Source organism: Amycolatopsis thailandensis (assembly GCF_002234405.1).
Taxonomy (GTDB): domain Bacteria; phylum Actinomycetota; class Actinomycetes; order Mycobacteriales; family Pseudonocardiaceae; genus Amycolatopsis; species Amycolatopsis thailandensis.
The window spans coordinates 32510-43984 of record NZ_NMQT01000015.1 but is presented as its reverse complement, the minus strand read 5'-3'; the positions used below and the strand labels follow the sequence as shown (position 1 = coordinate 43984).

Here is an 11475-nt window from a genome sequence, read left to right as displayed (position 1 = left end):
CCCCTACTTACGGACAGCTTCTACCGACTTGCGGGCTGTCGACAAGCTCCCTAGGTGTGTACTTTTCTCTGAGAGGTCGAGGGAAAGGTGCCAGCGATGGCCGGTAGGGATCAGTGAGCTGGAGCGCGCGCCGGAAGGCCGCGCGAGCGGGCCGACGCGTGGAACACCTCAATGTTCTGCGCGTGCGGCGTCTTTTTCCTGCCACCGTTCCGGGTCGCCGCTGAGGGTCCGCCACCAGCTCAGCGCCAGCGGGACGGTCATCAGCAATCCCGCAAGCCCGAAGACGCCGACGGTCGACTGCGGGCCGATCTGATCCGCCAGGATTCCGCCGATCAGGGGACTCACGCCCATCGTGGTGGTCAGCCCGGTGTTCGACAGCCCCATGACCTGCGCCCGGCTCTCGTCCGGTACGGCCAGCGTCAGTGACGCCGTCGCCTGCATCAGCGCCACCGTGCCGAAGGCTCCGCAGACCACGAACAACACGATCGACGACCACGGACCCGGCTGCAGGAAGCACAACAGCAGCGGGATCGCCGTCAGCGCGGAAAGCGGCCCGATCAACTTGGGTCTGACGTGCGCGGGCACCCAGCGCGAGTAGATGAACGCGCCGATCACGCTGCCGATCGGGTCGGCGGCCAGCAGCAGGCCGAGGATTTCGGATCCGCCGCCCGACGAGGCGACGTAGGGCGCCGCGATGCCCTCGTACACCGGCAGCAGGCCCATCAGCCAGGTGAACAGCAGCAATGAGCGCAGTCCGGCGCTGGCGAAGACGATCTTCCCGCCCGCGCCGATCGACGCGAAGAACGACTTGCGCTTCTCGCCGGACGCCGCGGCCGGGCGCGTGGCCAGCCCGAACCGGACGAACAGCGCCGAGATCACGAAGGTGACCGCGTCCAGCGCGAGGGCGATATGGGGTTCGAGCGCGGTCAGCAGGAGGCCGCCGCCGGCGAATCCGGCCAGCTGCGCCGATTGGACGGTCATGCTGCGGATCGCCATACCGACGACGAACCGATCGCCTTCGAGGATCTGCGGCAGCAGGGCCAGCTGGGCGGCCTTGAACGGCGGGTTCAGCAGCGAGACGACGCCGACGAGGACGCACAGGACCCAGAACGGCAGCACCGGGACCGCGACCAGCGCGATCAGCAGGGCCCGTAAGAGGTCGACGACCACCATCACGGTCCGGCGGGGGAAGCGGTCCGCGAAACCGGTGAGGAAGATGCCGCCGAGCAGCGACGGGGCGTAGGTCAGCGCGTAGGTGAGACCGGTCAGGGTCGCGGAGCGGGTTTCGGTGAAGACGAGGACCGAGAGGGCGACCCTGGCGAGTTGGTCGCCGAAGATCGAGAACAGCTCGGCGAACCAGAGCGAACGGAACTCGGCTACACCGAACACCTCTCGGTAAGTGACCCGTCCGGCCGAAGCCATGTTGCCCCCAATAGGGTCCTTATTACGCGACAAACTCGTGACCGAGAGTAACGCGGTCACGAGCTCGTCACGAAGCGTCATTCGTTCACGTAAGTGTCTCCTGACTGTTGGTGATTGGCTAGGTTCTTTCGCCGGGTTTCTGGAGTCGGAGATCTTTTTCGTGGATGGACGGTCATCCGCGAAAATGTCCCGATCACCGGAAATGTGGACCAGACCTGCGGCTTTCGGTCGTTTCAGGCCATGGAGCGGGAAAAATCGGACATGGACTCATCGTCGGCCCGGGTGAGAAGGCACAGCTGAGACGAGGTGCGGAAGCCTCCGCCACGCGTGTGCGGAGGGTGTCCGAAACCCGCTACGACTCCGCTGCGCGAGCATTGTCCGCGCCTGAACGCGCTACCGGGAGAAGCCGGATGATGGGCCGAATGGATGACGGGCCCGCCATCCGGTGGAGTGAACGGCTCAGCCGTCGACAGCGAGTACTTCCCTGGCCGACGCAGCCTTCGCGGCGTCGCGTTTGGCGACCTCTTCGCGCACGATCGGGATGACGTGACGGCCGAAGTCGATCGTGTCGCCGAGCATGTCGTACCCGCGCGCCGAGAGGATGTCGACGCCGAGGTCGTAGTAGTCGAGCAGGGCCTGCGCGACGGTTTCGGGCGTGCCGACCAGCGCGTTGGAGTTCCCGGCGCCGCCGGTCGCGGCCGCTGTCGGGGTCCACAGGGCCCGGTCGAACCGCTCGCCCTCGGCGGCGACCGCGAGAAGCCGCTGCGAGCCGGTGTTCTCCGGGTTCGTGAGCGAATGCCGCCGGGTCAGCTGCTTGCCGCCGGTCGTGCGGGTCTTGATGGCGTCGACCGTACGGTGCGCCTTCTCCCAGGCGAGTTCCTCGGTCGGCGCGATGATCGGGCGGAACGCGACCTGGATGCGCGGGACGTCGGTCCGGCCGGCGGCCTTCGCCGCGGCCTTGACGGACTCGATCTGCTCGGCCGTCTGGGCGAGTGGCTCACCCCAAAGGCAGAAGATGTCCGCTTCGGCCCCGCCCGCCGCGTACGCCGCCGGAGACGAGCCGCCGAACGAGACGCCCGGGCGTGGCTGCTGTACCGGGCGGACGTCGAGGACGAAGTCGGCGAAACGGTAGTGCTCGCCTTCGTGGTCGAAGGGCTCTTCGGACGTCCACGCCTTCTTCACGATCTGGATGTACTCGCGCGTGCGTGAGTAGCGCTCGTCCTTCGTGAGGTAGTCGCCTTCGCGCTGTTGCTCGTGGTCGCTGCCCCCGGTGATGAAGTGGACCGTGAGCTTCCCGTCCGAGAGCTGGTCCAGCGTCGCGAACGTCTTCGCCGCGAACGTCGGGTACGAGACGTTCGGCCGGTGCGCGAGCAAGATCTGGAGCTTGTCGAGCTTCGCCGCGACGTACGCGGCCGCCTGCGCCGGATCCGGTCCGCTGGAGCCGTACGCGAACAGGACCCTGTCCCAGCCGAAGTCTTCGTGCGCCCGCGCGAGGCGGAGCGTGTAGTCCTTGTCGAAGACGCCGCCGGAGCGCGGATGTGTCTCCGACCCGTCGTTGGTGCCTCCGATACCCAGGAATTCGACCGGCATCGTCCGTCCCTCTCGTCAGTGTCCCCCTGCACGACGAGTACGCGCCGGTTCCTCGGCGTGGCAACGAGTTCCGGAACGTGGAACGGCGGGAATAAACGCGAGAAGCCCGGACACGACCACTCCGGAGCGCCAGTGAAGTCCATAATGGACAGAAGAGCGCGCTAGGGATGCTGTCCAGTCGTTTCCCGGCGAGTTCCGCTCCTTGAGAACCCGCACAGGCCCCGGAATCCCGGCGTAGCTTCGGCCTCGTGAGTACCGCAGACCTTCCCTACGTGCTGGCGGTGGTCGGCGCCGGTCCACGTGGGGTGGGCGTGCTGGAGCGGCTCGGCGCGAACGCCGCGGAGCTGCTCGGCGGGCGGCGGCTGGTCGTGCATCTGGTCGATCCGTTCCCGGCGGGCCCCGGGCGGGTCTGGCGATACGAGCAGTCGCCGCTGCTGCGGATGAACTCCATGCCCGAGGACGTCACTGTCTTCACCGACGACACCGTCGAGATCGACGGCCCGATCCGGCCCGGGCCTTCGCTGATCGAGTGGGCGCGGCTGGTCCGCGAGGGCAGGCTCGACGCCGAGATCGACGAGAGTCTGCGCGCCGAACTCGGGGCGCTGCAAAGCGATCACTTCCCGACGCGACGGTTGCAGAGCGCGTATCTCACTTGGTTCCACCGCAAGGTGCTCGCCGAGCTCCCGCCCGGAATCGAGGTCGTCGAGCATCGGACGCGCGCGGTGCGGCTCGACGACGGCGAGCCGCAGTCGCTTTGGCTGGAGGGCCGCGCGGAACCCCTCGAAGTGGACGCGGTCCTGTTCACCGTCGGGCATCTCGACGCCGAACCGGACGAACGGGAGGCCGAACTCGCCGACTTCGCCGTCCGTCATGATCTCGCCTACTACCCGGCAGGCTACACCGCCGACGTCGACTATTCCGCGATCGCGCCAGGCGAAACCGTGCTGGTGCGCGGGTTCGGTCTCGCGTTCGTCGATCTGATGTTGCTGCTGAGCGAAGGCCGCGGCGGTCGTTTCGAAGAGCGAGCTTGCGGCGGCCTGAAGTATCACCCCAGCGGCGCCGAGCCCGTGCTGCACGTCGGTTCGCGGCGAGGAGTGCCCTACCACGCGAAGATCGGCTACCGGTTACGCGGGAAACCGTCGCGATTGCCCCGGTTCTTCGACGCGTACGCCATCGAGAAGCTCTGCGCCATCCCCGGGCCCATCGAATTCCGCCGCGACGTCTGGCCGCTGATCTCGAAGGAGATCGCCTGGGCCTACTACAACGAACTGTTCACCGCCCACCCCGAACGAGTCCGGATGGACTTCGCCGCCTTCGCCGACGCTTTCGCGGACGCGGCACCCGGCGAACTCGACGCGCTGGTCGCGCGAGCGGTCCCGGCGCCGGACGACCGGCTCGACCTGAGCAGGCTCGACCGGCCGATGGCGGGCGTCGAATTCGGTACCGCCGAGGAATACGGCAAGGAACTGCGCGAGTACGTGGAAGCGGACTTGAGCCGCCGGGCGGACGCCGAGTACAGCGCGGATCTGGGCGCGTTCACGGCACTGTTGTCGGTGATGGGCCGGCTTCCGGCGCTGGTGCAGACCGGACGACTCGACGCGGCCTCTCAACTGTCCGATTTGGACGGCTGGTTCCTCGGCTTCTTCTCGTACTTCGCCAGCGGGCCGCCGCCGCGTCGGCTCGAAGAACTGCTCGCGCTCCAGGAAGCCGGACTCGTTTCCTTCCTGGGCGCCGAAACACGCATCTCGGCCGACGAGGAACGCCGGACGTTCGTCGCTTCCGGTGCTAGCTTCCCCGGCGAGACCGAAGCACGGACGCTCGTCGAAGCACGGTTGCCCGAGCCGAGCATCACCCGGGCGTCCGACGTCCTTTTGCGACAGTTGCGCGACAGCGGCGCGCTCGGTGAGGAGGCCGTGCTCGACGCCGTCACCGGTGACAGGCTGCTCGCCGGTCGTATCCACACCCGGGTCTCCGACGGCCGGATGCTCGACGGCGAGGGCAGCCCGCATCCGCGCCGGTTCGCCCTCGGCCCGCACACTTCGGCGCGATCCGCCGGCGCGTTCACGCGGCCGCGGACCAACGCGATCTCTTTTCGCCAGAACGACGTCGTCGCCAGGGAGATCCTGAAGTTGACCGGTGCGTAGGGAAGCGTGGCGCGACCGGCTTCGGATGTTGTGAAAGCCACTTTCGCAACCTTCAACGTTGCGAAAGTGGCTTTCGCGGCACCGCCCGCCCATCAGACCGAGCCAGGCCGAGGGGGTCGTGAGTGGCAAAGCAGGTTAGAGCACGCATTGCCACTCACGACCCCTGCGAAAACCGCTCAAATCGGGCGCGAAGAAGAACTTGTCATCCTTTGTGGACAGTAAGATCGCGATCAGTGTTCCTCCGGCTCGCGACACGCCATCACGTGAAGAGGATGCGCACCTCTCCGAAGCTACGCGTCTTCCCACACCCTGGAGGGCAGCTCTTTCCGTACGACGGGGATGACGTCGGAGGCGAAAAGCTCCAGAACGTCCCGCGCCTCCCCGGAAGTCAGCCCGTCGACGGAGACCGCCTGCACCTCGTGCCCGAACGACGCGTGATAGTCGCCGATCTTGTCGATCACCTGTTCCGGGCTTCCGACCAGCGCGGAACCGCCCGCGATCTTGTCCTCCAGTGTGGTGAACTCCGACTTGTTGTGCTGATACGCGGGCGTTTTCATCAGCGCCTCGAAATACGGCCGATACCCGTCGAGAGCCTCCTGCGAGGTCTTGGCGACGTACAGCCCACCCGCACCCGAACCGACGAGCGCGTCCGCCGGATCATGGCCGTACTCGGCCCATCGCCGCCGGTAGTGGTCGATCAGGTCGGCGTACTTCTTCTTGGGGTGGAAGCCGTTCGCGGTGAACAGCGGGTCACCGAACTTCGCCGCCAGCTCGGTCGACTCCGTGCTCGACGCGCTCCCGTGCCAGATCCTCGGCCGCGCGTGGAACGGACGCGGCTGCGTCGTGACGTCGGTCAGCGGCGCGCGGAATTCGCCGTCCCACGTCACGCCTTCCTCCAGGAACAGTCGGCGCAGCAACGCGAACTTCTCCGCCTGGTACTCCCACTGCCGTTCCTCTTCGAGGCCGAACAGCGGGAAATGCCGGGGATCGTTGCCCTTCCCGATCATGAGTTCCAGCCGCCCGCCGGAAAGCTGGTCCAGCGTCGCGTAGTCCTCGGCGACCCGGACCGGGTCGAGCACGCTGATCACCGTCAGCGTGGTCAGCAGCCGGACGCGTTCCGTGCGTTCCGCGACCGCCGCCAGGATGACGGGCGGAGCGGAGGAGAGGAACGGTTCACCGTGCCGTTCACCGACGCCGTACGCGTCGAATCCCAGTTCTTCGGCGAAGATCGCTTCGTCGACGACCCGGCGCAGGCGCTCGTGCTGGGTCGGTGTCGCCCCGGTCACCGGGTCGGGGTGATTGGCGACGAGGGAGAAGAGCCCGAACTTCATCGTGCCTCCAACGGTTTCCGGCCCGGGATCGCGGCGAGCAGCTCCCGGGTGTAGTCCGCGCTCGGTCGGTCCAGCACGTCCCGCGCCGGACCGAGTTCGACGAGTTCGCCGCCGCGCAGCACGCCGACGGTGTCCGCGATCTGCCGGACGACGGCGAGGTCGTGCGAGATGAACAGATACGTCAGGCCGAGTTCGTCCTGGAGATCCGCGAGCAGCCGCAGGATCTGCGCCTGCACCGAGACGTCCAGCGCGGACACGGGTTCGTCGGCGACGATCAATTCCGGGCGCAGGGCGAGCGCCCGCGCGATGGCCGCCCGTTGCCGTTGCCCGCCGGACAGTTCGGCGGGTTTGCGCTTCAGCACCGAAGAAGGCAGGGCCACCTGGTCGACGAGTTCCGCCGCCCGCGCCCGGCGTTCCGCCTTCGTGCCGACGCCGAAAGCGCGCAGCGGCTCGGAAACGACGTCCTCGATGCTGAACTTCGGGTTCAGCGACGCGTACGGGTTCTGGTACACCAGCTGGAACCGGCGCCGCAGCCGCCGCAGTTCCTCACCGCGCACCGACGTGATGTCCTGACCGTCGAACTCGACGACGCCTTCGGTCGGCGTCTCCAGCCGCAGGATCATCCGCGCGGTGGTCGACTTGCCCGAACCGGATTCGCCGACCAGCGCGAGCGTCCGCCCGCGGGCGATGTCGAACGAAACGCCGTCGACGGCCCGGATCGCGCCGAAGGTCTTGCCGAGGCCGCGGACCGCAACCAGGACGTCGCTCGACGGCGGTTTCGGCTCCCTCAGCGGCCTGTCGGAAAGACTGGGCGCGGCGGCGAGCAGGTCTCGCGTGTACTTCCGCGTGGGAGCCGCGAGGATCTCGCCGGTGGTGCCCTCCTCGACCACGGTGCCCTGGGACAGCACCACGATCCGCGACGCCCGATCGGAGGCGACGCCGAGGTCGTGGGTGATCAGCAGGACGGCCGTGCCCGCTTCGGCGGCGAGTTCTTCGAGGTGGTCGAGGATCCGCCGCTGCACGGTGACGTCGAGCGCGCTGGTCGGCTCGTCGGCGATGATGAGTTTCGGCCGTCCGGCCAGCGCCGCGGCGATCAGCGCGCGTTGACGGAGCCCGCCAGAGAGCTCGTGCGGATATTGCCGCGCCCGTGCCTCCGGATCGGCGATTCCGGCCTTGCGCAGCAGTTTCACCGCCTCCGCGCCGGCCGTGCGCTTGTCCGCGAGGCCGTGGATCAACAGCACCTCGGCGACCTGGTCACCGATCCGGTGCACGGGGTTGAGCGACACGGTCGGATCCTGGGGGACCAGCGCGATCTCGCGGCCGCGCACCGAACGCCAACCGCGGTCGGAGAGTTTCGCCAGGTCACGGCCGTCGAAGGTGATCTCGCCGCGATCGATCCGCCCGCCGCGCGGCAGCAGCCCGATCGCCGCGTGCGCCGTCGTGCTCTTGCCGGATCCGGACTCGCCGACCACGGCGACGATCTGTCCCTTGTGGACGGACAGGTCGACGCCGTCCACGGCGGGGACGTTCTTGTAGGAAACCGCGAGGTCGCGGATGGTCAGCAGGGCGCTCACCGCACGTCTCCTTCGATCGCTCGGGACAGCCGGTTCGCGGACAGCACCACGGCCGCGACGGTGAGTCCGGGGAAGGTGGTCATCCACCAGGCGGTGGCCAGGAATCCGCGCCCGCCCGCCACGAGCGAGCCCCACTCCGGGGTCGGCGGGGTCGCGCCGTAGCCGAGGAAACTGAGCGCGGACACCTCCAGGACCGCCGTGCCGAAGGTGAGCGTGGCGAGCGCGAGCACCGGGCCGAGCGCGTTGGGCAGCACGTGCCGCCCGAGCACCCCGGTCCAGCGCACGCCGCCCGCGCGAGCGGCCTCGACGAACACGCCGCTGCGGACGCGCAGGACCTCGGCGCGCATCAGCCGGGCGAACTGCGCGAGATTGGCGACGCCGACGGCGATCGCGACGTTGGTCGTCCCGAAACCGAGCGCCGTGACCAGCGCGAGCGAAAGCAGGATGGACGGGATCGCCAGCAGGACGTCGACGCAGCGCATGATCGCCGAATCGAGGGCGCCGCCCCGGAACCCGGCGAGCAGGCCGAGCGCGGAACCGGCCACGAGCGCGACGAGGACGGCGATCACGGTCGCCTGCAACGAGAGCGCGGCGCCGTGGACCACCCGCGCGAAGATGTCCCGCCCGGTTTCGTCGGTGCCGAAGAGATGCGCGAGCGAAGGGCCCCGCATCTTCTCGGCGGGGACACCGGCGAGCGGATCCTGACCGGTGAACAGCTCCGGCACGACAGCGGAGAGCAGGGCGAAGGCGAGGACCGCGACCGCGAGGATGAGGCCCGGCCGCCGCCGGGTGCGCACGAGAACGTCAGGCATCGGCCGTCTCCCGGTGTCGGATCCGCGGGTCCAGCAGGGGGCAGATCAGGTCCACCAGCAGGTTGATGACGACGAACACCAGCGCGGCGAGCACGATCACCGCCTGCACCACCGGGATGTCCTGCGCGGTCACCGCCGACGACGTCACCCGCCCGAGGCCGTCGCGGGAGAACACCGTCTCGGTGATCACCGAACCGGCGATCAGGTTTCCCGCGACCACCCCGGCGATGGTCAGCGTCGGTACCGCCGCGTTGCGCAGCAAGTGTCCGAAGTGGACCCTCAAGCGGCTCGCCCCCTTCGCGAGCGCGATCTCGGAATAGGGCTCGGCGAGCTGCGTGCGGAGGCTTTTCGCCAGTACCTGCCCGATGATCGCGCCGGTCGGGATGGCGAGGGTGATCGCGGGCAGGATCAGCGACTCGAAGCCGTTCGACCCCAGCGCGGGCACCAGCCTGAGCTGGAAGGAGAAGAACTGGATGAGCACGAGCCCCACCCAGAACGGCGGCAGCGAGATCCCCAGTGGCGGCAACGCGAGCAGCGCGTTGCCGAGCCAGCGATGCCGGGTGACGGTGCCGGCGATGGCGACCCCGCCGCCGAACAGGATCGCGAGCACCAGCGCGAACCCGGTGACGGCGAGCGTCGGCGGCAGGGCCGAGACCACCATGTCCGTGGCGTCGTCGCCGGTCGAGATCGAGCGGCCGAAGTCGCCTTGCAGCGCGGCGACCAGCCGTTTCCCGTACTGCAACGGCAACGGGTCGTCGAGTCCGTACTCCGCCTTCGCCGCGGCCAGTTGCTCTGGCGTCACCGAAAGCCCTGCCTCGCCCCCTCCGAGCTTCGCGCTGACAGCGTCGCCCGGCAGGAGGTAGAGGATCACGAAGGACAAGGTGAACGCGGCCCACAGGACGAACACCGCCTGCAGGATCCGGCGGAGCAGGTACCGGGTCACGAGCCGGACACCCAGGCGTCGAACAGCTGGAGCCGGGACGAGGCTTCGAAGCCGACGCCGTGCGCGTTCGGTCCGTGCGCCAGCACCTGGGTCAGCTCGAACACCGGCGCCGAGTAGCCGTGCTCGATGATCGCGCGCTGCGCAGCCTCGGCCGCCGGCTTGCGCTTCGCGGGGTCCACAGTGGACGATTGTGCGTCGAGCGGCGCGTCGACGGGGTTGTCCGCGGGGAGCCTGCTGCGATTGTTCGCCTTGGTGGAGAACAGGTTGCGCAGGATGTCCGGATCGGCGCGGGTGGTGTTGTACCAGAGGTACTCGTAGTCCCCGCTCTGCGAGATCTGCACGCTCTCGGCGTTGGTGCGCTGCTCGATCCGCAGGTCGAACCCGATCTTGCGCAGCTGCTGCTGCACGAGTTCGAGCACGCTCTTGTTCTGGTTGAACACCAGGGAGAAGACGACCTTCGCGGTCAGCCGCTGGCCGTTCTTCGTGCGGATTCCGTCGGGACCGGGCGCCCAGCCGGCGCTTTCCAGGAGCGACTTCGCCCCTTCCGGATCGTAGGCCAGCAGGGAGGAAAGATCGGTGTGGAACGGCGTCGCCGAGCCGAGGATGCTGGTGGCGGGCTTGTAGTTCGGGGTCAGCACGGTGTTCGTGACCTCGGGCCGGTCGATGCCCTTGACCACCGCCTGGCGGACCTTCTCGTCGGTGAGCACGCCCCTGGTGACGTTGGCGTGGAGGTTGAACACGACACCCGGGTTCGGGCGGGTGGGCTCGGTGAACCCGTTGCCGGTGAACTGCGGTTCGTCGACCGGCTGGACGTCGGTGATGGCGTCGAGCTGGGCGGAAGCGAGACTCCCGGTGCGCACCCCGGGTTCCGGCACGATCTTGTAGGCGATCTTGTCGAGGTACGCCTCGCCCCGGTGCTTGAACAGCGACGAGCCCCAGTCGTAGCCCTTGCGTTTGGCGAGGACGATCTCCTGGTTCTGCTTCAGGCTCTCGAAGACGAACGGACCCGAGCCGATCAGTCCGTCACCCTGGCAGCGCTGATCCGCGGTCTTCTTGTACGCGGCGGGCGCGAGGACGCCGAGCGACATCGTCGAGCTGGCCTGGAGGAACTGCGCGCTGGGAGTGGAGAACTCGATCTTCACCGTCTTCGGGTCGACGACCGTCGTTCCCTGGTAAACGGCCAGATAGCCCGAGCCGAGCTGCGATTTCGGGCCGAGCGCCTTGATCGCGTCGAAGCTCGTCTTGACCGCGGCGGCGTCGACAGGGCTGCCGTCGGAGAACGTCGCGCCGCCGCGCAGGTGGAAGGTGAACGAGGTCGAATCCGCGTCGCTCTCCCACTTTTCGGCCAGCCACGGCTTGATCTCACCGGTGGCGGGATCCTGGTCGGTCAGCGAGTCGACCAGCTGGCGGCCGACGTTGAGCGAGGCGTTGGTGCCGACCTGTTGCGGGTCAACGCAATCCGGGCTCGACGAGATCCCGAGGCGCAGCGTGCCCCCGGGTTTGGGCGGCCCGGCGTCGGCACCGGTCGCGCCGCCCGCGGACGAGCAGGCGGTGACGGCCAACGCCGTGAGCGCGAGTAAGGAAATGGCGGCGGTACGGGACACCGGGTGGCCTCCAGCGGGGAACGGGGGCGCTTTCTCTTGCGCCTACCCGAATCAC

8 protein-coding genes are annotated in these 11475 nt (G+C 68.4%); 1 reads left to right on the top strand and 7 read right to left on the bottom strand.

Features of this window, described 5'->3' with window-relative positions; translation table 11 throughout:
* Positions 1-168 precede the first annotated feature (168 nt).
* Together CFP71_RS03945 and CFP71_RS03940 are read right to left on the bottom strand one after the other, a co-directional pair.
* A complete protein-coding gene (locus CFP71_RS03945; protein ID WP_093932457.1) occupies positions 169-1422 on the bottom strand; it encodes an MFS transporter in 1254 nt (417 codons plus the stop codon).
* A gap of 459 nt (positions 1423-1881) precedes the next feature.
* Positions 1882-3012, bottom strand: a complete 1131-nt coding sequence (locus tag CFP71_RS03940) for an LLM class flavin-dependent oxidoreductase (RefSeq protein WP_093932456.1) — start codon at positions 3010-3012, stop codon at positions 1882-1884.
* Between the two features lie 248 nt (positions 3013-3260).
* Here CFP71_RS03940 and CFP71_RS03935 point away from each other — a divergent pair, with 248 nt between their 5' ends.
* Complete coding sequence (locus CFP71_RS03935; protein ID WP_167405990.1) at positions 3261-5156, top strand: FAD/NAD(P)-binding protein; 1896 nt, start codon at positions 3261-3263, stop codon at positions 5154-5156.
* 290 nt (positions 5157-5446) lie between these two features.
* On the opposite strand, the gene CFP71_RS03930 is transcribed toward CFP71_RS03935, so the two are convergent.
* From CFP71_RS03930 to CFP71_RS03910, 5 genes are read right to left on the bottom strand one after another with little or no spacing between them, the layout of a single operon-like run.
* Positions 5447-6487 carry an LLM class flavin-dependent oxidoreductase gene (locus CFP71_RS03930; protein ID WP_093932454.1) on the bottom strand — a complete coding sequence of 347 codons (1041 nt, stop codon included), beginning with the start codon at positions 6485-6487 and terminating at the stop codon, positions 5447-5449.
* Positions 6484-8061: a dipeptide ABC transporter ATP-binding protein gene (locus CFP71_RS03925; RefSeq protein ID WP_093932453.1), complete on the bottom strand. Its 1578-nt coding sequence runs from the start codon at positions 8059-8061 to the stop codon at positions 6484-6486. Before CFP71_RS03925 ends, CFP71_RS03930 begins: the two co-directional genes overlap by 4 nt.
* The gene (locus CFP71_RS03920) at positions 8058-8873 is read right to left on the bottom strand and encodes an ABC transporter permease (protein WP_093932452.1); all 816 of its coding nucleotides are present in this window, start codon (positions 8871-8873) and stop codon (positions 8058-8060) included. Before CFP71_RS03920 ends, CFP71_RS03925 begins: the two co-directional genes overlap by 4 nt.
* Positions 8866-9816, bottom strand: a complete 951-nt coding sequence (locus tag CFP71_RS03915; RefSeq protein ID WP_093932451.1) for an ABC transporter permease — start codon at positions 9814-9816, stop codon at positions 8866-8868. Before CFP71_RS03915 ends, CFP71_RS03920 begins: the two co-directional genes overlap by 8 nt.
* The gene (locus tag CFP71_RS03910; protein WP_093932450.1) at positions 9813-11420 is read right to left on the bottom strand and encodes an ABC transporter substrate-binding protein; all 1608 of its coding nucleotides are present in this window, start codon (positions 11418-11420) and stop codon (positions 9813-9815) included. The genes CFP71_RS03915 and CFP71_RS03910 overlap by 4 nt, the downstream gene beginning before the upstream one ends.
* Positions 11421-11475 lie beyond the last annotated feature (55 nt).